This is a genomic window from Tolypothrix sp. FACHB-123, from assembly GCF_014697075.1.
GTDB lineage: Bacteria > Cyanobacteriota > Cyanobacteriia > Cyanobacteriales > Nostocaceae > Aulosira.
Genome location: NZ_JACJRE010000024.1, coordinates 13,986 through 38,576, shown reverse-complemented (window position 1 = coordinate 38,576; position 24,591 = coordinate 13,986). Strand labels below are relative to the sequence as shown.

The window sequence follows — 24,591 nt, the reverse complement described above, 5'->3', positions numbered from 1 at the left end:
AGCACTTTCTTAGAGAATAAAATTTAGAATAAAGAGTAGATATTGATCAAAGACATCAAAAATTTTTTGTTAGTTGATGAGTTAATTTGCTTTTATTTTAGCTTTGCGCTTATATGCATGACTTCACCTGAATGGGTGAGTTAATACCTATGTTAGTTAAGAGCAAAATCAGGCTGAAGTATGAAGTCTGAAGTATGTAGAGAGGGTATAAGCTGTTAAGCATTTAATATGCACATTGAGGACGCAGGGGAGCAGGGAGCAAGGGAGAGGGTTTGTAGCTTTTAGCAGCATAAACAATGATGCAATTTAAATGACGATTAGCTTATCAATTCGCAAAAAGAAGGCGATAAACGGTAGAGTGGGTTCAAAAATCAATTAGAAATCCTATATAAGTGAAACAAATGCATAGAATAGATTAGATTAGCAAATGGTAAATAAAGGAATAATGTGATGAAAATGTAAGAATTTAGTGCAAAAAAAACAGGACTTTAGTCCTGACTACGAAAGATTTTATATTGATAATTTGTGTGGTGAAGTATTAACGTCTAGTTCTAGAAGTAACAGAACGTTGTAAATTAGCCAAAGCGCGATTGTAATCTAAAATAGCCGTAACTCGATTACCTTCAGCCCTAGTTAAATCGTTTTCCGCAGAAATCACCTCTGTTTGCGTACCTACACCTGCTTGTAATCGCAGCCTAGCTATTTGCAAAGCTTCTCTAGCTTGAGTTAAAGCTAACGTAGAAGTCTGCACGTTATCTAAGTTTGACTGTAATTGAAAATAGAATTGTTCTACATCAAAGCGGATGAGATCGCGCTGGTTAGCAAATTGAGTTTCTGCGATCGCAATATTAGCGCGTGATTGAGCTGCTCTAGCTCTAGCCGCACCGCCATCAAATAAAGTTAAATTAGCTTGTAACCCTACAGAATAGCCATCAGCAACGCTAAGGGAATCGTTATATCTATCTTGCAAACTATAATTACCAGTTAAACCCAGTTGTGGCCCTAACTGCGACAGTGCTTGTCTGCGCTGTTGTTCAGCTTGATTGCGTTGGGCTAAAAATTGTGGCAATTCTGGACGGTTTTGAAAAGCTTGTATAATAGTTTGTTCCAGTGTTGGTTGCCACAAACCAGCTAAGCTCACAGGATCAGCAGCACTAATCTCCACCGACTGTGGCAAACTCAGAAGAGTTGCAAATTGACGACGAGCTATTCTTTGTTGGGAAATTGAATTAGTTAGTTGTTGTTGAGCATCAGCCAAATTCACTTGTGCTTGGAGTACATCAAATTGTGTACCCACACCCGCTTGTAGTCGAGCTTGAGTATCTCGTAAACTAGCCTCAGCATTTTCTACCGCAGCCCGATTAATTCTGACTTGTTCATCTGCTCCTTGTAAGTTGTAGTACTGGGTAGCAACATTTAAATCAACAATTAAAGATTGATTTTCAAAGTTTAATTCATCTATACGTACTTGTTCCTCAGCAAAACGAATATTAGCTTGTCGATTACCAGAAGTATAAAGGTCATAATTGATTTGTGCTTGACCGTTAAAAGATGTGGTGGATGGAGATGAACCACCAAAAAAACCATCACCGCTATTAGTTAAATTCCCATTAATACCAGCATTAGGAAGTAAAGCCGCCTGAGATTCCCTGAGCGCACTTTGACTGCGTTCTAGCTGAAATTGCGCTGCTTGTAAATCTCGATTGTTCCGTCTTGCTAGTTCTAAAGCCTGATTTAAAGTAATGGGTACAATTCCCCGTACTCTGACTTCCTCTGGGTTGGTAGGAAATTGTAAAGGATTAGGATTTGGTGTGAGATTATCAAGAACCGACGCAGAATTATTATTTGTCGGACTTGGAGATTGCAGGATTTGTGCATCTGCACTTTTAGCCAATGCAGTCATTAAAAAAGTAACTAGCACTGCAATCCAGGTAGAATGCATACGGAATAAGATGAAATTCATAGGTCATCCCCAGAAAAATGCGTAATTATTAAGACAGGCAGAAAGCAGAGGACAGAGAGCAGAAAATTTAAAAGTTTGGCAGCGAATTTCAATTTTTTTTAACTAAAAATCTAAATAAAATCTAAATAAAATCTAAAATCTAAAATTACACTTAGCCCACAATTAACCCATCTTGTACGCGGATAATTCTATGAGTTTGCGCAGCAATATCTGGCTCATGGGTAACGATGATAATGGTAATTCCTTGTTCATTTAATTCTGTTAATAAATTCATGACTTCCGAAGAAGTTTCTGTGTCTAATGCACCTGTGGGTTCATCAGCTAAAACTAATGCAGGACGATTTACCAACGCACGCGCGATCGCTACCCGTTGTTGTTGTCCGCCAGAGAGTTGGCTGGGACGGTTAGCAATACGTTCTTTTAATCCCACTCTTTCTAATGCTTCTAACGCTCTTTGCTGGCGTTTTGCTTTCGGAACATTAGCATAAACCATTGGTAGCATGACATTATCTAGCGCCGTTGCTCTTGCTAAAAGGTTAAATTGTTGAAAAACAAACCCAATTCTTTGATTGCGAATATAGGCTAATTCATCATCATTAAAAGTAGTTAAATTTCTGCCTTCAAAAATATAATGTCCTGCCGTCGGACGATCCAAACAGCCTAAAATATTCATAAGTGTGGATTTACCAGAACCTGATGCCCCCATAATTGCCACATATTCACCTTCTTCTATAGAAAGTTGAATTCCCTTAAGTATGGGAACATCAATTTCTCCTAAATGGTAGGTTTTAGTAATAGATTCCATCCAAATCATTGTGGGCATAGTGTCTTATTAGTCATTTGTGAGAGACGCGATGAATCGTATCTGTACAATTGTTATTTATCATTAGTTATTTCTCCCTGCCCCCTGCTCCCTGCTCCCCTGCTTCCCTCAATCGCTCCTTAAAGCAGTAATCGGATCTAACTTGGCTGCATTTCTTGCGGGAATTACACCAGCAATTAAGCCAACGGTTAAAGAAAGTCCAAAACCGACAAATATTGATATCAAAGAAATAACAAAGGGAAATTTAAAAATATTGGCTGCACCAAAAGCGATCGCAACCCCAACCACCATGCCAATAGTTCCACCGACAATGGAAATAACGATCGCTTCGGCTAAAAATTGATTTAATATCGCTGAATTGGTTGCGCCTACAGCTTTGCGGATGCCAATTTCTCTGGTGCGTTCGACTACGGAAACTAGCATAATATTGGCAATTCCAATGCCACCAACTACAAGGGAAATTCCGGCGATCGCTACTACCATCACCGTAAATAAACCGACGACGTTAGTAAAAGTACTCACAATATCCGCTTGGTTAGTTAAGCGAAAATCATCAGCTTGTGGTGGATAGATATTGTGGCGCAGGCGTAAAAGATTGGTAACCTGAAACTGCGCTGCTTCTAACTGTTCTTGATTGGCGGCTTTGACTAAAATTCCATTTACAGATACACCTGCTAAGGCATTGTTACCAACTAGTCTGGCTGACATACTTGTCAGCGGAATGAAAATTTGGTCATCGCGATCGAAAGGCCCTTGAGAACCTTTGGGTTCCATGACACCAATCACTCTATAAGCCTCTCCCCGAATGCGGATAGTTTCATCTATGGGGTTGGCACCTTGACCAAAAAGAGTTCTCAGGACTGTAGGGCCGAGAACAGCAACCTGTGCAGCATTATTGAGTTCATCTTCAGTAAAATATCTTCCTTGTTGAGGGAAAGTATTTCTAGCTTCTGGGTAGTTCAAATCTGTACCGTAGATTGTTGTTGATGTGTTTTGTCCCGCATAAACAACTTGGGCGTTCCGCTGGAGATATGCAGAAACAATTTGGGCTGATGGCGCTTGTTGAGCGATCGCTTTAGCATCTTCCCAGGTTAAAGTGCTGCTTGAACCTATCCCTTGGCTGATATTCCCGCTTCTAGCTGCACCAGCTAGAACTTGCAGCACATCCGTACCCAATGCTTGTATTTGTTGCTCAACTCCCTTTTGTACCCCTTGACCAACAGAAGTAATCGCAATCACTGAAGAAATGCCAATAATTACGCCCAGCATCGTTAATCCTGTGCGTAATTTGTTACTCCATAAAGTCTCAGCTGCCATTGACAAGATTTCCAGTAACGGCACTGTACGGGTATTTTTTCTTTTGTAAAAACCGTGGAATATCTTGAACATAGGGGTTAGGGGCTAGAGGCTAGGGGCTAGGGGGAACAAATACTATTGTTGTTAACGATTGATAACTGACTATTCAGAGTGAACCACCACCTTGAGAACGTCCGCCACCGCCACCACCTTGAGAACGTCCACCACCGCCACCACCGCCTACGCCAGGAAAGACTCCGCCTCTTGGTGTTGATTGGGGTCTAGAACCTGGGGGAAAACTGAGCAATACTCTTTCTTTTCCTGTCAATCCAGATTTAACTTCGGTAAATTTGTTGACCGTAACGCCGGTTTCAATAGGAGTAAATACAGGTTGGTTATCTTTTCCTGGGACATAGACACCTGTGGCATTTTCGCGGCGGACTACGGCGGCTGTGGGGACTACGAGCGCATTTTCCAACTGACCGACTTGGAAATCTGTGGTGACGTTCATCCCAGAACGGAGTAATCTTTGCGGATCGGTAAGCGTGACTCTAACTTCAAAACTGGTAACGTTTTGTGAGACTACAGATTGGGCAGCAATTTGCCTAACTCTACCTTCAAATGTTTTTCCAGGATAAGCATCTGCCGTGACTGTAACTTTCTGACCCAGGCGGATTTTAGAAATGTTAGTTTCAGCTAAATTGGCGACAACTTCGTTAGTGGAAGCCAAAGCCAAAATGGAAGAAGAAGTAGCAGAAGATACGTCACTACTTGCTGTTGTGGGCGTGACAAAAGCCCCAGGGTCGGCATATTTCTTGGTAACTACACCATCGAAGGGTGCACGAATGATTGTGTCATTGATTTGGGCTTGGATATTCTGCAAGGAACCAAGTGCAGATGTTACCTGGGCGCGGGCGACGCTGATATCTTCTTGGCGCGTTCCAGCTTGTAAAAGTGCTAAAGCTTGTTTTCTTTGGTTAACTGTAGCTCTTGCTTGCTCAATGTCTTCTGGACGCGATCCGGCTTTTTGTAAATTTAATGCCTGCTGGGCTTCATTCACCGCCGCTTGGGCGCTGTCACGATCTGCACGTTTTTGGTTGACAGTCTGAAGGGAAATCCCACCGGAATTGTAAAGTTGCAAGTTGCGACGATAATCATCGTCTGCTTTTGTGAAAGTAGCTTGGGCACTTTGTAAGCGTGCTTGTGCTTGGGCAATATCTTGAGGACGATTACCAGCTTGTACCTTTTGTAGGTTGGCTTGGGCTTCGTCTAGTTGTGCTTGTGCTTGAGCAATATCTTGCGGGCGATTACCAGCTTGAGCTTTTTGCAGATTTGCCTGGGCTTGTGCCAATTGTCCTTGGGCAGATGTGAGTTGTCCTCGCAGGTTGGAATCATCCATGTAAGCGACTATCTGCCCTTGTTTGACGAGATCGCCTTCTTTGGCTAAAAGTCTTTTGAGAATGCCGGAATTTTTCGGGCTGAGATTAATTGACCTCTCTGGTTTTACCGTACCATTAGCGGAAACTGCGATCGCTAAAGTCTGTCTTTCTACAGGCTGTGTCAATACTCGCCGTCTCGCTTGCTGAGTTGGAGCCACAGCTATTTGGTAATAAATTACATAGCCAATTCCACCCAACAGCATCAGGGTAAGTAGCCACGGCAGCCATTTAATCCTGCCTTTGCTTCTTTTTACCTCAGGAATCAAAGCTGATGAATCTACAGGGTTTGAGGCATCAATTGTCATAGCTACTCTTTTTTTTATCGGTAAACATGACTCGACCACAATTTTATTGTATAAATTCATGCTAGTAATTATCCTGCAAAATTTGCCAAATTGGTGCATGACCAAAGTCATAAGTAATTCCCAACTGACACATGACCAAAGTCACCAATTTTGCAGAAATAAAGTGCATTGAATTAATGCAACTTTACGCATAATTCAGCCAGCAAAAAAATTATTCGGGCTGTGGCTAGTAAGCATTTCACACATCAATAATTTTTATACTTTGCGATTAATAATTGCAACTATCTAGCGTATGAGAGTAACTACCTGCATTCAGCATCAGCTTACAAAACTGTTTTCATCAGGCTACACTGAGAGATGATTTTATTAATAACTACTTACATTTATCCATAACTTGATTGAATTATGTAACTTTATTAGTTACTTTTATTGCTGGTAATTATTCCTCAAGTTGACCTTTAATTCAGCAGGATTACTTAATTTATCCCATCTGTAATTTATCTTAATTACAAACTCCTACTGTTTTCTCTGATCGCTATTGATTTAATCAAGTGTCTAAATTAACTTAAATTACTGGAAAATAGGGGTTAGGAACTAGGGGCTAGGGACTAGGAGATAGGAAGTACAGGTAGGGGATAGGGAACAGGGAGGGAAGAAAATGCTTAACCAATGCCCAATGCCCAATGCCCAATGCCCAATCTTTTTGAAATAATTTAAGATAAACTCTTGACTCTTAACGACAAATTTGCTTTTCGTCTAGAGTGGAGATCGTTTAAGCTAGCTGAAAGATTATTTGATTTGTGGGTAAGAGGGGGTAGTGTGCCTAAAAAAATTGGATTAATTTCTTTTCTAGTTGTCTGTAGTTTGTGGAGTATGCCAAAAGCAGCGCAAGCACAGGCCCTGATACCCCATACACTGCAACTTGATGCAGGAAAATTGGAAAAACAAGGGTTGAGTTTGGCACAAGAGGCGGCTCAACTGGGTCAGTTTCAACAGTTTGAGTTAGCTTTGCCACGAGCTAGGCTAGCTAGTCAACTGGCTCCAAAAAATGATAAAGTTTGGTTTCTATTGGGTGGGTTGCATCTGCAAACCAAAAAATATGATGAGGCGATCGCGGCTCTTAAAACAGCCCAATCTCTCAATCCTAAAAATGCTGATGTGTTGTTTGCGATGGGTTCGGCTCAATTTCAGCAGCAAAAATATCCAGCAGCTATTGCTAGTTATCAAGCTGGTTTGAAGTTGAAACCCAACGATCCAGAAGGTTTATTTGATTTGGGGAATGCTTACTATATGACTGGTCGCTTACCAGATGCGATCGCTCAATATAACAAAGCTGTCTCCAACGATCCAAAATTTTGGCCAGCAATTAACAACACTGGCTTAATTCAATACGAACAGGGTGATGTCCAAAGTGCTATTAAGCAATGGCAAACTGCTATATCTTTGGACAAACAAGCAGCCGAACCTTTATTAGCCTTAGCAGTGGCTTTATACACTAAAGGCGATCGCCAACAGGGTTTAGCAATGGGCGAACAAGCTTTGCGTATCGATCAGCGCTATGGCGATTTGGATTTCCTCAAGCAAAATCTTTGGGGCGATCGGTTACTATCAGATACCAAAAAATTCCTGGAGTTACCCAGGATTCAAGCGGCTTTACAGCAAGGGGAAAGTCCCTTAAACCCTAGCCAGCCACCTGCGCAATAGTCAAACAGTAATTTGGCAATTGGTAATTGGAACCGCTTTTACCCACCACTCATTACCACTTGCCGAACTAGCCCCGTTTATAGTACATATATACTGATGCATTTGCAAGTCAAGCATTGCTGAGTATCAACCACCAGTTCTTTGCTTCTATTGTGTGGGTAGAAGTGCCAGAATTTGGTCAACAAAAAGTTGATGGTCAACTACAGGCTTAGAAATGTAGCCATCAGCACCGCTTTGTTTCAAGAAGTTTTCGCGATCGCCTTCCATAGCGTGAGCGGTAACCAAAATCACAGGTAAATGTGCTGTTTTGGGGTCAGCTTTTAACATTTGTGTAATTTTGATACCATCAACAGATTTACCCTGGTAGACACTTCGAGACAAAGAAACATCCATCAAAATCAGGTCTGCATCACCAGATTGGGCAATTTTGATGACTTCGTCTACATTTTCTGTATGTTTAACATCTAAGCCACCGCGCTTGGTTAAAATCTTGGAAAAAACGCGAGCATTGATTAAATCGTCTTCTACAATCAGAACAGTTTTCATGAGAATTTAACTTATGAGAATGGGGGGGATCAACACCTGAACAAAACAGTTGTCTGCCTCCTTTTTAGTCTTCAATGTGTCTCCCCGTCATCAAGGATAATACTACTGCTTTTTATCCTATGACTAACAAGATTTGGTGAGAAATTGCTTTTCATCCGTTATGCTGTGGTTGTTGCAGCGTTAATTTACAGCGACTTTTGTGTAGTTAAATTTCAGGGAACAAGCTCATGGCAAAACAGTTAAACCTTCTCTCAACGGGACAGGTAATCACCACAGCCCTGCACACTGAGATGCAACGGTCTTACCTAGAATATGCCATGAGCGTGATTGTAGGGCGGGCGTTACCAGATGTGCGCGATGGCTTAAAGCCAGTGCATCGGCGGATTTTATATGCCATGCACGAACTGGGTTTGACACCAGATAGACCCTATCGTAAATGCGCCCGTGTAGTCGGGGATGTGCTAGGTAAATACCACCCCCATGGCGATCAAGCGGTTTACGATGCCTTAGTTAGGCTGGTACAGGAATTTTCTAGCCGCTACCCTTTACTAGCAGGACATGGTAACTTCGGTAGCGTTGACAATGACCCACCCGCCGCGATGCGTTATACAGAAACGCGCCTCGCCGCCATTGGTCATGAGGGAATGCTGACAGAAATTGGGGAAGAAACTGTAGAATTTATCGGTAACTTCGATAATTCCCAGCAAGAACCAACAGTTTTACCAGCACAGTTACCATTTTTATTACTTAATGGCTGTGCTGGTATTGCTGTGGGTATGGCGACAAATATTCCCCCCCATAATTTAGGGGAAATTGTTGATGGTTTAATCGCCTTAATCGATCAGCCAGATTTAACAGATGAAAAATTATTTGAATTAATTCCCGGCCCAGATTTTCCCACAGGCGGAGAAATAATTGGTGATGCGGGAATCAAGGAAGCATACACCACAGGAAAAGGTGGAATTGTTTTGCGGGGAGTCGCCACTTTAGAAGAGATAGCACCAACTCGTGGTAGCAAACGTCGCACAGCAATTATCATTACAGAATTGCCTTATCAAGTAAATAAAGCAGGCTGGATTGAGAAAGTTGCAGAATTAGTTAACCAAGGTCGTTTGTTAGGAATTTCTGATATTCGCGACGAAAGCGATCGCGAAGGAATGCGCGTCGTGATTGAACTCAAACGCGATACCAACCCCCAAGAAATTCTTCAGCATTTATATCATCAATCCGCTTTACAAACCAACTTTGGGGCGATTCTTTTAGCCTTGGTAGATGGACAACCCCGCCAGTTAAGTTTGCGCCAACTGTTGCAGGAGTTTTTAAGTTTTCGTGAGCAAACCCTATCCCGGCGCTACAGTTACGAGTTAGGTAAAGCCGAAAGCCGTCTGCACTTAGTGGAAGGTTTACTATCAGCCTTATCTCACGTTGATACCGTCATTGAAATTTTGCGCCAAGCTGCTGATGGTAGCACGGCGAAAATTAGCCTTTGTAGTCGGTTAAATTTAACCGAAGTGCAAGCAGATGCGATATTAGCTATGCCCTTGCGCCGTTTAACCAGCTTAGAACAGCAGAATTTACAGCAGGAGTTTGCACAACTCTCAGAGCAAATTGATTTATTACGGCGATTACTGAGCGATCGCAAAGAATTACTCAAAGCACTAAAAAAAGACTTGCGATCGCTCAAGCGCAAATACAACGATCCGCGGCGTACCAAACTTGTACCTTTTACCGCAGAAATTAAAAAACCAGAGGAAAAAGGAAAAACTCGCCAGTCAGCCGCAGAAGATGAAGATAGTCCTCAATCTTCCCAACCAGCAGAAGCAGCGATTTTAGAATTTACCCAACGGGGATATGTGCGCCGAATTCAGCCCAACGGTAAAAAACCCAAAGCTGACAACGGTTTAAACGATCATGATTTTATTATTCAAACTCAGTCAACCGATACCCACAAAGATTTATTAGTCCTTACCAGTGGCGGTAAAGTTTACCCGGTGAGGGTAGGAGATATCCCCGTCATTACCGGACGTTCGCCTAAGGGAACACCACTAATTACCATGTTGAGTAGTACAGCCCAAGGTACTCAAGAAGGGGTGATTAATCGCTTTGTGCTACCAGAAAATGCTGACACTACGCAAATTATTCTATTAACAAAACAAGGGCGAATTAAACGTTTAGCTTTAGAAGAATTGGCTAACCTCACCCGACGCGGTGTAACGATAGTCAAACTCAAAGACGACGATGAATTATTATTAAGCCAATTCACCACCACAGGCAAACATCTGATTGTCGCCAGTTCCAGCGGACGTTTATTGAAATTCCCCGTAAATGACGAACAACTACCCATCATGGGACGGACGGCGATGGGACTGCAAGCCCTACGAATGCTCAAACATCAGCAAATGGTAGGCTGTGTCACGGTGAATGAACAAGAAGATTTACTGCTAATTACCGAAGAAGGATATGCTAAGCGTTTTCCCGTCAATCAACTCAGATCTGCTAATCGCGGCGATTTAGGGACTCAATACCTCAAATTCGCCAGCAAAACTGATAACTTAGCCGGAATGGTAGGAGCGATCGCTTCTGGGGAAATCGCCTTAGTCACAAATAAAGAACGAGTATTGCGCATACCAGTAGAAAGCGTACCCCTATTGAATAGAGACGCCAAGGGTGAAAGCATCCTCAAACTCCACCGCGATGAAAAAATCATCACTGTTGTCGAAGTCCGTTAGTCAATTAAATTATCCACTGTAGGGGCAGGGTTTCCCCACCCTTAGCTTAGCGATCGCAATATTCCGCAATCAAATTTGTAAATAAATATTGATATTCCTGAGAATTTAAGTATCTTAGATTATCAAAAAAATGGCTCAAACACATTGTCAAGACTTGGCATTTCAAGTCTCTACAAGAGAATTTTCTGTCTTTACGATTGTTAGCAATTGAGCAAATCTCCCCATATTAGGTAGAATATTTGCAAAAGAATTTCAATAAATCCTCCTATCGCTCAACTTCAAGCAATGCCAATTCAGCCCCTAGCTTAAGATTAAGCACGATCTATTAATTCTTATGAGTATAATTGCGCAGTAATTTCTTTAATAGTTCAACTGCTTTCCTATATCTAAAGATAGATATTGCCACCTTTAGATATCAGTTACTGTTTTTTAAGTCAAGTTTCAGCAACAAAAGTACAAACATCTCCTTGCAATTATGAGGATAATTGTTATATTAGTTTACATAAGCCAATAAATCTTATTAAATCCCTTTTGGAGTGTCAACTATGACTAATGCCACAAAAACCATCACTGCTCCTGTAGTAGAAGATCGCAATGCTTGGCGTTGGGGTTTTACTCCCCAAGCAGAAATTTGGAACGGTCGTTTAGCAATGATCGGCTTTTTAGCTGCGGCGTTAATTGAGCTATTTTCTGGTCAAGGCTTCCTCCATTTCTGGGGTATTCTCTAATCCCAATTTTTTGGATTTGAGATTCTCGAAGTACTTTTAGGACAAGTCAATAGCTAACAGTTGTAAAGGTAAATAGTTTTGGATTCAAAGCTTTTGCCATCAGACTGTTGTTCAAGCATTAAAATACAAAATTAACTACAAATGAAAAACCTGGGGATAAAAACATCGCCAGGTTCTTTATTCCAGGTTGGTCAGTTGTTATACCAATTCACACGAATATGATACGAATGCTGGTTGGGTTAACAGACATAGACGCGGAGCGGTGAGGCAGTGCGTTGGGCGGGTTCCCCGACTTGAAGCAACTGCCGAACCCGAAGGGCTTCCCGTAGGGTAAACCAACACATCAAAGTTTTATAATTGTTGGGTTTACACAAGCTAAGCCCAAGCTACAAAGCTAATGACCAAATAAAAAACCTCACCCACAAGCGATGAAGTTTTTTACTGTTGCTAATTTGTGTTTGGTTATAGTCATTAGCCAAATATTAATGACTAATAACCAGCGACTAATGATTAACGGATATATTCCTTCAGAACACTATTGCGATTTGGGTGGCGTAACTTGCGGAGTGCTTTCGCTTCAATTTGGCGAATGCGTTCGCGAGTAACGTTAAAAATCTGACCAATTTCTTCTAAAGTCTTCATCCGCCCATCATCTAAACCGTAGCGCAATCTCAAAACATCTCTTTCACGAGGGCTAAGACTGTCGAGGACTTTTTCCAAATCTTCGCGCAACAAATTTTTGGAAACTTGATCTTCTGGTGTCTCACCATCGGATTCAATAAAATCACCTAAGCGAGAATCTTCTTCTTTCCCAATTGGTGTTTCTAAAGAAATTGGCAATTGAGCCGATTTAGCAATAAAGCGTAATTTCTCAATTGTCATTTCCATGCGAGTAGCAATTTCCTCTTCTGTGGGTTTACGTCCCATTTCTTGAGAAAGCAGCTTGGTGGTTTTCTTAATTCGAGAGATGGTTTCGTAAAGGTGAACAGGAAGACGAATGGTACGAGATTGATCTGCTATCGCTCTGGTTATGGCTTGGCGAATCCACCATGTAGCGTAGGTAGAAAACTTATAACCTTTTTCATGGTCAAACTTTTCTGCGGCCCGAATCAACCCAAGACTTCCTTCTTGAATTAAATCTTGGAAGGATAAGCCCCGATTCATATATTTCTTGGCAATTGAAACTACAAGGCGCAGGTTGGATTGCACCATCTTATCTTTTGCCCGGCGACCAATATGCAGCTTGTAGCGAAACGCTGACAATGGCAATTGCACAGCTTCTGCCCATTCGCTATCTTTAGGATCGCGATCCAACTGTTCGGAAAGCTTTTCTCTGATCCGCTCTAATTCCAACAATTCAGCGATTTTTCGCGCCAATTCAATTTCTTCGTCTGCCCGCAACAAACGAATTCGGCCGATTTCTTGCAAGTAAAGCCGAATCGAATCTTCGGTATAGTGCTTTTTCTTGCTTTGTGTCCGACGACGCGACTTAGCGGCTTTTCCAGACTTTGCGTCGTCCTCATCAGACTGAGGCTCTAAAAACTCATCAATTTCGCCTTCATCGCTGAGCAATAAGTCCTCATCGACTTCGTCGTCGATTAACAATGGATCTAACTCGAGATCAGGCTGATTTATCATTTCTAGGTCAGGCTGATAAATGCTTTCGAGTACGTTGTTAGCCTGGTTCATGCCGCGTTCCTCATGCTCCTTGCAGAATCAATTACTCAAGATGTTGTGTTTACTGCTCTTATTAATTGAGCTAGTTTACTACCGAAAATATTTTTTTGGCTGGGTTAGCTGAGATATTTTCGGAAATTTTCTTTCTCCTTTGGAGGAGTTTTTTACTAAGTGTGAAAATCGCTGTTGTTGCTGACTTACTCACCTTAGTAAAGGGTATGCGTATTGTTCTCGCATATTACCTTTAACGAACTTGTCTCAAAAAAGACATGTCTTGATAAAAAAATTTACCACTACAGTTAAATAAACATAACTGAGGATAGATTTTTTCCGTAAAGACTGTTCCGATTGTAGCCTGTTTCACAGAAATTGCACTCTTTTTGTGTGTTAATCTTTTAGCCCCGAACACAGGTAAAGCCACTATTATCAAAAAGAACTTCAAAATGGTAGTCATACCCTTAAATCTTTTCTGAAACTTTTTTGGAATTGCAGTGGCATTGTCATTACTTTAAAAAGTAACTACACCTGTTGATGCAAGTTTCTAAGTAGAATGCACAACATTAATTACTGAGAAACAGCGCATTTTATATTAACTCAAGTTAGAAGCAATAGCGCAGGTATTTTTACATTTCCTTCATAAAGTACTCAGTTCGTGAAGCTAAAGTGAAATATCCCGCTAGGTAGATACAGCTAATATGATAATGTTTGCCTTCAAGGACTCGATATTGTGTGTACTAGTTACCCAAACTGAGGAGTTGAGGTAAGGGTTAAATCCGCCTGATAGAAGATCGATTTGGATTCAACTATTTGGCCTTATTCACACGTTAGCGCACTACTGCGATTTCAGCCCTATGAACCTTGACAAACTTTTCCTATTGTATCCAACGATATTTTAATCAATTCATTAAAGATTTGACATCATTGACGCTCAATTATTTGCTCTTTGAAGAACTAAAAATTGAGATGGTGGGTTGGATACTTAGTTGAAAATTTAATTTAGGTAAAAATTTTGTAAATTTTAATACCCAGTTTCCAGTGACCGATTGGACTGATGTTGAATGATTAGTCTTGAAGTTGCATAGCAAATGCGTCAGAGTATATAAACTTTAGCTTTGCTCTTTCAGCATAACAAATACTTTTCTGACTCATGGGGCAAATATACCTGTATCCGTTAAGTATTACTTTTGAGTTTTCATCAAATAGAGATGAAGCTAGCAAGCTTGCCTATACTCAATTACTGCCACTGCAAACCATAACTTGACAAAAAAAAATTTATATGTATTCAAGGATTTCAATGAATTTTACGATCTTTGTAATTAATGTTTATCTATTGTATCAATCAATCCTGATTATCTAACTTGCTTCAGCAATTTTCTTGGGTATGTAGTGACGGCTTTAACGTTGACTAATATGAATCTACCAACTACTTGACGGAAATCGAGTTGCGACTAAGCTTAGCTGACAAGGAAAACCAGAGAATTTACTCAGATGAAAACCTACTGTAAAAGATTACATAGGGTAATTATGAGAGCTTGATGAAGCTAACACAAAGATTTGCAGGTACGCAGATGCAGAGAATTTTTCCGCTCACAAAACTAATGCAATTAACCAAATATTACAGGCAATGTCTAAAATCGCACTGCCCAGCCCCAAGAGTATCAATTCTTAATCAATGGCGCATAGTGTGAATATATATTAAGTGGTTAAAGCCAATAAATAAGGCGCGTTAACCGCGCCCTGTAATTTAATGTAAAAAACCTACAAAAAAGTTAACTATTAGCAGAATCTAGATATCTAAATCGGTTAAATTCAGTTTAGATCCGTAGGTTTCGATAAATTCTCGTCGGGGTGCGACGCGATCGCCCATTAAAATTGTGAAAATGCGATCGGCTTCGGCAGCATCTTCAATTTCTACTTGCTTCATTTTGCGAGTTTCCGGGTTCATCGTCGTTGTCCAGAGTTGTTCTGGCATCATTTCCCCCAAACCTTTGAAACGCTGGATAGTGTAATTAGCATTGCTAGGAAAGGCAGCTATTTTTTGTTGTAATTCGCGATCGCTATAGCAATACTCATGATTGCGTCCCCGTTCTAATTTATAAAGTGGCGGACAAGCAATATAAATGAAACCCTGTTCAATTAACGCCCGTTGATACCGATAGAAAAATGTTAACAGCAGAGTCCGGATGTGCGCGCCATCTACGTCAGCGTCGGTCATAATGACTATCCGGTGATAGCGCAGTTGGGAAGCGTCGAATTCCTCGCCTTTGACACCCAAACCTAGTGCTGTAATTAAAGCTTGGATTTCATTGTTTTTATAAATTTTGGAATCGTCAGTTTTCTCAATATTGAGGATTTTACCGCGCAGAGGCAGGATAGCTTGGGTACGGCGATCGCGTCCTTGTTTGGCACTTCCGCCCGCTGAATCGCCTTCGACAATATAGATTTCCGATTCGCTGGGATCGCGAGTACTACAATCAGCCAACTTTCCAGGTAATGGTGATGATTCCAGTACGGACTTGCGGCGTACTAATTCCCGTGCATGACGCGCTGCTTCCGCTGCTTTAAATGCTTGGATGGCTTTATCTAAAACTGAATCAGCAACACCTGGGTGAAATTCTAGGTATTCCGTCAGCACTTCACCAACTAAAGAATCAACAATTCCCCGGACTTCCGTGTTACCCAGTTTAGTTTTTGTTTGCCCTTCAAACTCCGGATCGGGGACTTTTACAGAAATAATTGCTGTCAAGCCTTCGCGGACGTGTTCACCACTGAGGTTAGGTTCATTTTCTTTAATTTTGTTACGTTTGCGGGCGATCGCATTTAATGTCCGAGTCAGAACCGCCTTCAAACCCTCTAAGTGTGTACCACCATCAACTGTACGAATATTATTGGCAAATCCGAGGACATTATCTGTATAAGCATCAGTACACCACTGCAACGCCACTTCAACTTGGACATGACTGCGTTCTCCCTGCACATAAATAATTTCTTCATGTAGGGGCTGCTTCTCGCGGTTCATGTAGGCAATATACTCTTTGATCCCGCCTTTATACTCGTATGTTTCTACTTTGGGTGTATCGCTTTTGAGGAGTTCTAATCGATTATCAGTAAATGTAATTTTGACCCCTGCATTCAGATAAGCCAATTCCCGCAGGCGACCTGATAAAGTAATATAATCAAACTCAGTACCAGTGGTAAAAATTTGCGAATCAGGTTGAAATGTGACCGAAGTTCCGGTTCTGGCTTCCTTGTAAGGCTTGGCTTCCAGATCGGTAACTGGGATACCCCTTTCATACCGCTGGAGATGAACCTTTTTATCTCGCCAAACTGTCACTTCTACAAATTCAGATAAGGCGTTAACAACAGAAATCCCTACTCCGTGTAATCCTCCAGAAACTTTGTAGCCGCCGCCTCCAAACTTGCCTCCGGCGTGCAATATGGTCAAAACCGTTTCCAAAGCTGATTTTCCGGTTTTGGGGTGAATATCTGTGGGAATACCCCGGCCATCATCTGTTACAGTCACAGAACCATCGGCGTTGAGATCCACCTCCACATGGGTACAGTAACCGGCTAAAGCTTCATCAACAGAATTATCCACCACCTCGTAAACTAAATGATGGAGTCCCTTCGGACCAGTGGAACCGATGTACATACCTGGTCGTTTGCGGACGGCTTCCAGACCTTCCAGAACTTGAATCTGATCGGCACTGTAACTGCTCGTCATGAAAATTCTCCTGATGCGTGGGGTTAAAATCGCTTAAATGGCAAAAAAGTCAAATCACTCCAAAATTTTAACACAAAAGCCTTGCTAGCGTCTGTAGGGCAATTTTGTGGGAGGTTTATACAGGGACTGCACCCTTGTTAGGGGCTAGGGACTAGGGGCTAGGGGTTAGGGACAAGAAGGATGAATAATAATTGACTGTTGACTATTGACCATTGACTATTGACAAATGACTAAATTAGTTGTGATTTGTGGAGCAACGGCGACAGGTAAATCTGGTTTGGCTTTGACTTTAGCCAGGGAACTGGATACTGCGATCCTCAGTGCAGATTCTCGCCAAGTTTACTGCGAGTTTAATATTGGCACAGCCAAGCCGACTTTGGCAGAACAAAAATTAGTGCCGCACTATTTAATAGATATCTGCGCTCCCACAGACACGATGACGGTAGCAGATTATCAAGAAAAAGCGCAAGATTTAATCGCTTCTATTTCAAGTTCTCCTTTATTGCTAGTTGGGGGTACAGGTTTATACATACGTTCTATTGTCCAAGGAATGAAAATTCCCAGGGTAGCACCGCAATTAGAATTGCGATCGCAACTCTCACAAATTGATCAAAATCAACTTTACGCTATGTTGCAGCAAGTTGATCCTATTGCTACACAAAAAATTCATTCTCATGACACAGTTAGGACTTTAAGAGCTTTAGAAGTGTATTATGTTACGGGAATACCTATTTCCGCCCAACAAGGGGAGAATCCACCAGATTACCCAATTTTGCAAATTGGTTTAGACTGCGATCCGGAGGCTATACAGCTACGCATTCACAAGCGTACCGCACAAATGCTCGCCGATGGATTAGTTGCTGAAGTCGATGGACTTTGTGAGAAATATGGTGTTGATTTACCGTTATTAAATACTTTAGGATATCAAGAAATTAAGCAGTATTTGGCTGGGGAAATTTCTTTAGCATCAGCGCAAGAATTAATAGTTTTACATACGCGACAATTTGCTAAGCGACAACGCACTTGGTTTAAAGCATATCCGCAAATTGAGTGGTTTAATGCTGACGATGCCGATTTATTTATGAAAGTCTTGCAGCGTGTCAAGCAGTTTATTGAAAAATGAAAACTAACCTTTTATCGATTCGTATATAGCATCTAATCTAGCTTTAACAGCCGGAGGTTTGGCGGTGAAATGGATATAAAAACTGCCATTTTCGGCTTCTTTATCTAAGACCTTAGCATAAATATCTTCTCTCAGTTCTGGGGATATATTTGGCACTGAGAAATTGAGCTTGATATTTGTCTGTGCAGGTGGTAAAGAACTGATTTCTGAGTTTTCAATGCGAACTTTAGCACCCTTAGCTGATAGTTCGACTATATTTCCAAGGAATATATTTGAACTAATGTGCTTTTCTTCTAAAAATGTGTATTGTATGGGAATAATTCCCGAAATTGGGAAAAACTCTTCTTCCTCTCTAGATAAAAATAAGTTGTAATCTCCACTAATACCATACACTTCATAGATAGTAACTGGCTGTTTGACACCTTTAGGTTTTACTTGTCTGTGTCCATTAACTTTGACAATCGATCCAGCGGCTTTTAATGTCTCTTCAGAAATCAGGATTTCACCGCCTGTTGTATAAGATTCAATGCGGTAAGTTAGGTTAACTTCACTACCGACAATGCCATATTTAGTGCGTTTTTCTGAACCAATATTTCCTAAAATTACTAGTCCGGTATTAATTCCAATTCCCATGTCTAATTGGGGAAAACCTAGGTTTTTCAATTTTTGATTCACAGCATCCATTGCTAATTGCATCCCACAGGCGCAAGCTACAGCTTGTGCTGCATCATTTTCTTTTGGCATCGGCGCACCAAATAAAACTAAAATGCCATCACCCATGAATTCGTTAATAGTTCCGTTGTACTGGGTAATGACATCGGCCATGTATTCTAGATAGATGTTGAGGATGGTAATGACTTCTTCAGGTTGCGATCGCTCTGCTATGGCTGTGAATCCTCTTAAATCAGAGGTCAGAATCGTGATTTTCCGCCTTTCACCACCCAGTTTCAAGCCTTCGGGACTGTCTAGGAGGTTTTTGACAATTTCATCGCTGAGGTAACGTCCAAACACCTGACGAATCAGTGAATTTCTTTGTTCTAAGTCTTGGTTGGCTTGTGCTAAATCGGCAGTACGTTCTGTTACACGCACTTCTAACTCTTTAGCAGTTTGACGCAGTCTACTAATAACTAAAGTTAAGCCAGTCAGCCCTAATACAGATAACCCTCCCAACATCGCAAATGTGGTTTGCAAACTCTTATTTGTTTGTTCCGTAAAACTATCTAAAGATTGAGTAATCGATAAAACTCCGCGTACATCTCCCACTTGCCAATCTTTCTTGGGGCTATTGGGATCGGTGTTATGACAAGCAACACAAGTCGCCTCCATACGCACTGGTTCGCCATAGCGCCATAAGATACGACCGTTATTTCTTTCCATGAGAGCAAAATTTTTCTCTTCAGGATGTGCTCTCAAGTAGCTGAGTGCTTTTTTTTCAAAATCATCTTTGATACCACCATCAACTTTTCGCCAAGTAAAAGGGTAATCACTGTATAGACGGACTGACATTCCCTGTTGTTTGACACTGATATTTTTTCCTAGTTCTATAGCATAGGTTGCGGGTGGAGGAATTGCACCTTCTACGATCGGATAGTCGTGAGTAATGGTAATCCCTTTGACTTTTTTGGCGCGATCGGCGGCTGAATTACTATAAAGTTTCCAAGCATCCATAATTGATTGGGCTTGTAATTCAGCATTTGTCATTGCTTGGGATTCCATCAGTTTATTGGAAAGATTAGACATATTCGCTAAAGCTACACCCACGCCAATGGCAAACAACAAAAGGAGAATCAATACTGTTTGTTTAAACAGCAAATTTAATAAAAACTTCGACAAGCGAGAAATCCACCGCTCCATCCGCTGACCTCATTTGTCTTAAATAGTAAATTAAATCAATGATGATATATGCTTTGAATGCAAACAATTAATGTGTTTGCCAAATTTAACTGATTATTTACCAACAAAATTGTTGCAGGATTCTAAGTTATTGATTAAATAATTTTAAAGCAATAATTCTCAAGAATATAAGTTATTACATTTATTTAAACTCTAAAGTTGAGTTTTACAACATTAGTTAATTATATAAGTATTTAGTAATAAACTTTGAATTCACCAAAAATATTTGTATATATAGGGTAGCTAATGCTTTGGTGAGACTCCAGCCTTGACATTGGATAATGCTCACCATATCTGGGTTTCGGCGGGTAATATCTATCCTACAAATATTGCTAGAGATTTTCCGGATCTATACCCATAGATCTCAGTCCTTCTGCTAATAATTGAGCGCGATTTTCTGCTTGTTCAGCAAGCTCATCACCAGTTGCTAAAACACCACCATTTCGATCGCACCAGCGCAACCAGGTATCTTGTCTATTTTCAAATTTACCTTCCCAGAGAGTCACGCCTAAACTAACTTGTTCTCACCAAGTTTCTGGAGTTTCAAAGTAGCATCTGCCTCTTAATTCATAAACGTAAAATATTTTATTTCCTAACTGTTGGGTAGGATCGTATACAATATAGTAAATAACAGGGTTGTTGAATGTTAACCGTTGACAGTTAACAGTCAACAGTCAACAGCCAAAACCGATATTTTTCACAACTGAAATAGGATCGCTATAGTAATCATCATCATTGATTAGAAGTTGCTCAACCATGACTTTATCGACTATTTGAGGGCATTATCTATAGCTTAGTCGATGAGATAGATAGGAAGAAGGCGATCGCACTCAGGAAAACAATGCTAAAAATGCGATCGCTTCCCTGTAACTCCTGTCACAATATTCTTTAGCATTACCAGTGCATCCCCATTACACAACACTTATGCTTACCCAACAACGTAACTGGAAATTAATCGTTAACGCTTTTGAGGCTGTTCTTGGTAAAAATGGCGTGGTACAACGGCGCGAAGAACTCATCACTTATGAGTGTGATGGTTTAACCGGCTATCGTCAACGTCCGGCTATTGTTGTACTACCAAGAACTACAGAACAAGTTGCAGCAGCTGTAAAGATATGTAACCAATATTCCCTTCCCTTTATTGCGCGGGGTTCGGGAACTGGTTTATCTGGTGGTGCTTTACCATTAGAAAATTCAGTTTTAATTGTCACTTCTTTAATGCGGCAAATACTCAGCATTGATTTAGATAATCAACGGGCTGTAGTGCAACCAGGCGTAATTAATAGTTGGGTAACACAAGCTGTCAGTGGTGCTGGTTTTTACTATGCACCAGATCCTTCCAGCCAAATTATCTGCTCAATTGGTGGTAACATCGCCGAAAATTCTGGTGGAGTACATTGTCTCAAATATGGTGTGACTACTAACCATGTTTTAGGCTTAAAACTCGTCCTTCCCGATGGGGAAATTGTTGATGTTGGCGGACAAATTCCGGAAATGCCAGGTTATGATTTAACAGGTATCTTTGTTGGTTCCGAAGGTACTTTGGGAATTGCTACAGAAATTACCTTAAAAATTCTCAAAAGCGCTGAATCAATTTGTGTATTGTTAGCAGATTTCACCAGTGTAGAAGCAGCTGGTGCTGCGGTTTCCGATATCATCAGTGCAGGGATTATTCCTGGTGGTATGGAAATGATGGATAACTTTAGTATTAATGCTGTGGAAGATGTTGTTGCTACAAATTGTTATCCCCGCGATGCGACAGCAATTTTACTCATAGAAATAGACGGTTTGGAAGTAGAAGTTGCCGGAAATAAACAGCGAGTTATTGATATTTGTAAACAGAATGGTGCTAGAAATGTGACTTCTGCTAGCGACCCAGAAACGCGCTTGAAATTGTGGAAAGGGCGTAAAGCTGCGTTCGCGGCTGCGGGACACTTAAGTCCTGATTATTATGTGCAAGATGGCGTAATTCCCCGGACACAATTACCCTATGTGTTACAAGAAATTGAATTATTAAGTCAAAAATTTGGGTACCGTGTTGCCAATGTTTTTCATGCAGGTGATGGTAACCTACATCCACTAATTCTTTATGATAATGCTATCTCTGGAGCTTTAGAAAAAGTGGAAGAATTAGGTGGAGAAATTCTCAAACTTTGCGTGAGAGTTGGCGGTAGTATTTCGGGCGAACATGGTATCGGTGCAGATAAAAAATGTTATATGCCCGATATGTTTAGTCAAACTGATTTAGAAACTATGCAATGGGTGAGACAAGTATTTAATCCCAGAGGTTTAGCCAACCCAGAAAAAATATTTCCTACACCTCGAACTTGTGGTGAAGCTGCAAATATAGCAAATATCAAGCAATTTGAAGGCGTAGAAAAGTATTAAAAAATAACTTTTTATTTGTTATTTGTGCTTATCAATAACAATAACTGTAAGGTGGGTATTGCCCACCTTATTTAGATTTGGTAATTTATAATTCTATTGCCTTTGTGTATTTACAAATTATTTTAGATATAAATAAATAATCCGGATTATTGCATTTTATTTAGTAGTTATATATATTCCTGATATCCATTGAAAAGTAAGTCAAACCTACAGATGAATCGGTTTGCCCGCCGTTATTTTTGTTACTGGCTGTGTTTGGGATTAATATTATTTGCAATTACATTTTCGCTTCCTTCTCAATCAGTTAATGACCAAAAAGCCAGTCGTCCAACCACAACAGAAATTCGTGGGGTTTGGCTAACTAATGTTGCTAGCGGGGTGTTATTTGTCCCTTGGGGTATTAATCGTGCTATTAACCAACTTGCAGCACTGAACTTCAATACCATTTATCCTGTTGTCTGGAATCGCGGGCATACTTTTTATAATAGTAAAGTAGCCCAAAAAATTATAGGAGTAAATACTCAACCTGTTCTCAAATTAATGCATGGGGGAGATGATATTTTAGCTAAGTTTATTAAACTGGCTAAACCTAAAGGTATAAGTGTAATTCCTTGGTTTGAATATGGGTTCATGACACCACCTAATTCGGAATTAGCTACAAGATATACAGATTGGTTAACAATTGGACAAGCCGGAATTAAATCTGTTAACGAAGTTCCCCTGGAAGAAATTGGCAATAATCATACTACTAAGCAAGCTTGGCTCAATCCTCTACATCCGCAAGTGCAAGAGTTTATTCAAGAACTAATTGTAGAAGTTGTGACTAATTATGATGTAGATGGAATTCAGCTTGACGATCATTTTGGGATGCCTGTACAGTTTGGTTACGATGCTTTTACTGTTGAGCTTTATCAACAAGAACATGAAGGTAAAAGTCCGCCAAATAATCCTTTTAACCCAGAATGGATGCGTTGGCGAGCCGATAAAATTACTGATTTTATGGCTGCAATTTATCAAGCTGTGAAGGCGATTAAACCATACGCGAAAATTTCTTTGTCTCCTAATTCTCAAGCTTTTGCTTACAAATATTACTTACAAAATTGGGAAGATTGGGTAAAAAAAGGGTTGGTTGATGAGTTGATTTTGCAGGTTTATCGGGATGATAAAAATAGTTTTATTCGGGAACTAAAACAGCCTGCGGTGGAATTTGCGCGCAGTCAAATTCCGGTAGCTATTGGAATTACAACGGGAACTTTAAAAAATTCTGTAGATATCGCCCAAATTAGAGAACAGGTACAAGTAGTACGCGATCGCAAATTTTCCGGTATTTCATTTTTCTACTGGGAAAGTTTATGGGGTTATATCTCCCCAGAAGCGCCACAACATAGGCGCAGAGTATTTCAAGAAATATTTACGGCGAAAGCAACAAGACCAATCCTACTACCAAAGAGAATTTGATGCTATTTGCACCAGCCAAAACTCAATTTAGCTTTACATTACAGTGGACGATCGCTACTTTTAGCGGTTTTGTGCTGAGTTTACTATTCGTTGAGATTGGCGAAAAGCCAGATGTGGGAATTTTACAAGCTTTTATTGGTTCTTTAGCGATCGCCTCAGCGCAAATGCTCATCCTCAAACACACTAACTTCGGTGTACGCTGGTTATTTTTCACCGTTAGTGCTTGGATGGCGATCGCACTTATGGGTGTGGGTGTATTAGGTTGGTTTGTCCCCAGCAGGCAATTTTTCCCTTTAAGAATCCTTGATAGTGCATTTTCCGGCGCTTTGGGCGGTTTTGTCCTAGGAATCGCCCAATGGTTAGCCATTTATCAATCAGTTGCTTTCGCTTGGCGCTGGATATTCATTAGTGCAGTGAGTTGGGCGATCGCTCTAGCTATCGGCTCAGCTATCGGTATAATTTTACGCCAAATCAGCGAAATATTTTTAGGCGAAGTCATCGGTTTAGCGATCGCTTGGTTAGTATTAGCAATACTTACTGGGATAAATATGTATATATTAGTCAATAGTCAATAGTCAGTAGTCAGTTGTCAGTTGTTAGTGGTAACTACAGTCAACAGTCAACAGTCAACAGTCAACAGTCAACAGTCAACAGTCAACAGTCAACAGTCAACCATAAAGAATTATTGCAAATCTTGACGATCCGGCTTGATTGTACATAAAATATGTGCAAAAATCTTAAGGAATTGTTAACAATCAAAACTCGATTCTCTTTGCACTAACTTGTTCATGCATT

The 24,591-nt window shown here is 40.7% G+C and carries 15 protein-coding genes and 1 pseudogene; 7 read left to right on the top strand and 9 right to left on the bottom strand.

Annotated elements, in window-relative coordinates; translation table 11 throughout:
- Nucleotides 1–538 precede the first annotated feature (538 nt).
- The 4 genes from H6G41_RS17120 to H6G41_RS17105 all read right to left on the bottom strand — a co-directional run bounded on the left by H6G41_RS17120 (nt 539) and on the right by H6G41_RS17105 (nt 5,826).
- Entirely contained in the window at nt 539–1,963 is a 1,425-nt protein-coding gene (locus H6G41_RS17120) for a TolC family protein (RefSeq protein ID WP_190747388.1), read from the bottom strand.
- A gap of 151 nt (nt 1,964–2,114) precedes the next feature.
- Nucleotides 2,115–2,786 carry an ABC transporter ATP-binding protein gene (locus H6G41_RS17115; protein ID WP_277878141.1) on the bottom strand — a complete coding sequence of 224 codons (672 nt, stop codon included), beginning with the start codon at nt 2,784–2,786 and terminating at the stop codon, nt 2,115–2,117.
- 108 nt (nt 2,787–2,894) lie between these two features.
- Nucleotides 2,895–4,175, bottom strand: coding sequence for an ABC transporter permease (locus H6G41_RS17110; protein ID WP_190747387.1), 1,281 nt, complete (start codon nt 4,173–4,175; stop codon nt 2,895–2,897).
- 73 nt (nt 4,176–4,248) lie between these two features.
- Nucleotides 4,249–5,826, bottom strand: coding sequence for an efflux RND transporter periplasmic adaptor subunit (locus tag H6G41_RS17105; protein ID WP_190747386.1), 1,578 nt, complete (start codon nt 5,824–5,826; stop codon nt 4,249–4,251).
- A gap of 819 nt (nt 5,827–6,645) precedes the next feature.
- Here H6G41_RS17105 and H6G41_RS17100 point away from each other — a divergent pair.
- Nucleotides 6,646–7,530 carry a tetratricopeptide repeat protein gene (locus tag H6G41_RS17100; RefSeq protein WP_190747385.1) on the top strand — a complete coding sequence of 295 codons (885 nt, stop codon included), beginning with the start codon at nt 6,646–6,648 and terminating at the stop codon, nt 7,528–7,530.
- Nucleotides 7,531–7,677: 147 nt separating this feature from the next.
- Here the strand turns inward: H6G41_RS17100 and H6G41_RS17095 are convergent, their stop codons facing one another.
- Nucleotides 7,678–8,076, bottom strand: coding sequence for a response regulator (locus H6G41_RS17095; protein ID WP_190747384.1), 399 nt, complete (start codon nt 8,074–8,076; stop codon nt 7,678–7,680).
- Nucleotides 8,077–8,303: 227 nt separating this feature from the next.
- On the opposite strand from H6G41_RS17095, the gene gyrA reads away from it, so the two are divergent.
- The gene (gyrA, locus tag H6G41_RS17090; protein ID WP_190747383.1) at nt 8,304–10,805 is read left to right on the top strand and encodes a DNA gyrase subunit A; all 2,502 of its coding nucleotides are present in this window, start codon (nt 8,304–8,306) and stop codon (nt 10,803–10,805) included.
- Between the two features lie 545 nt (nt 10,806–11,350).
- Nucleotides 11,351–11,533 carry a chlorophyll a/b-binding protein gene (locus H6G41_RS17085; protein ID WP_190747382.1) on the top strand — a complete coding sequence of 61 codons (183 nt, stop codon included), beginning with the start codon at nt 11,351–11,353 and terminating at the stop codon, nt 11,531–11,533.
- Between the two features lie 510 nt (nt 11,534–12,043).
- On the opposite strand, the gene rpoD is transcribed toward H6G41_RS17085, so the two are convergent.
- Nucleotides 12,044–13,222: an RNA polymerase sigma factor RpoD gene (gene rpoD, locus H6G41_RS17080; protein ID WP_190747381.1), complete on the bottom strand. Its 1,179-nt coding sequence runs from the start codon at nt 13,220–13,222 to the stop codon at nt 12,044–12,046.
- A gap of 1,774 nt (nt 13,223–14,996) precedes the next feature.
- Entirely contained in the window at nt 14,997–16,934 is a 1,938-nt protein-coding gene (gene gyrB, locus H6G41_RS17075) for a DNA topoisomerase (ATP-hydrolyzing) subunit B (RefSeq protein WP_190747380.1), read from the bottom strand.
- A gap of 226 nt (nt 16,935–17,160) precedes the next feature.
- On the opposite strand from gyrB, the gene miaA reads away from it, so the two are divergent.
- Nucleotides 17,161–18,057, top strand: coding sequence for a tRNA (adenosine(37)-N6)-dimethylallyltransferase MiaA (gene miaA / locus H6G41_RS17070; RefSeq protein ID WP_190747379.1), 897 nt, complete (start codon nt 17,161–17,163; stop codon nt 18,055–18,057).
- Between the two features lie 3 nt (nt 18,058–18,060).
- On the opposite strand, the gene H6G41_RS17065 is transcribed toward miaA, so the two are convergent.
- Together H6G41_RS17065 and H6G41_RS17060 are read right to left on the bottom strand one after the other, a co-directional pair.
- Nucleotides 18,061–19,911, bottom strand: coding sequence for an adenylate/guanylate cyclase domain-containing protein (locus tag H6G41_RS17065; protein WP_190747378.1), 1,851 nt, complete (start codon nt 19,909–19,911; stop codon nt 18,061–18,063).
- Nucleotides 19,912–20,282: 371 nt separating this feature from the next.
- Nucleotides 20,283–20,576: pseudogene (locus H6G41_RS17060) on the bottom strand (Uma2 family endonuclease); the annotation flags it as partial.
- A 298-nt stretch (nt 20,577–20,874) separates the two neighbouring features.
- Between H6G41_RS17060 and glcD the strand changes: the two are divergent.
- The 3 genes from glcD (at nt 20,875) to H6G41_RS17045 (ending at nt 24,371) form a co-directional block, all read left to right on the top strand.
- Nucleotides 20,875–22,338 carry a glycolate oxidase subunit GlcD gene (gene glcD / locus H6G41_RS17055; RefSeq protein WP_190747377.1) on the top strand — a complete coding sequence of 488 codons (1,464 nt, stop codon included), beginning with the start codon at nt 20,875–20,877 and terminating at the stop codon, nt 22,336–22,338.
- Nucleotides 22,339–22,551: 213 nt separating this feature from the next.
- A complete protein-coding gene (locus H6G41_RS17050; RefSeq protein ID WP_190747376.1) occupies nt 22,552–23,796 on the top strand; it encodes a glycoside hydrolase family 10 protein in 1,245 nt (414 codons plus the stop codon).
- Complete coding sequence (locus H6G41_RS17045; RefSeq protein ID WP_190747375.1) at nt 23,796–24,371, top strand: hypothetical protein; 576 nt, start codon at nt 23,796–23,798, stop codon at nt 24,369–24,371. Before H6G41_RS17050 ends, H6G41_RS17045 begins: the two co-directional genes overlap by 1 nt.
- The last annotated feature ends 220 nt before the right edge of the window (nt 24,372–24,591 follow it).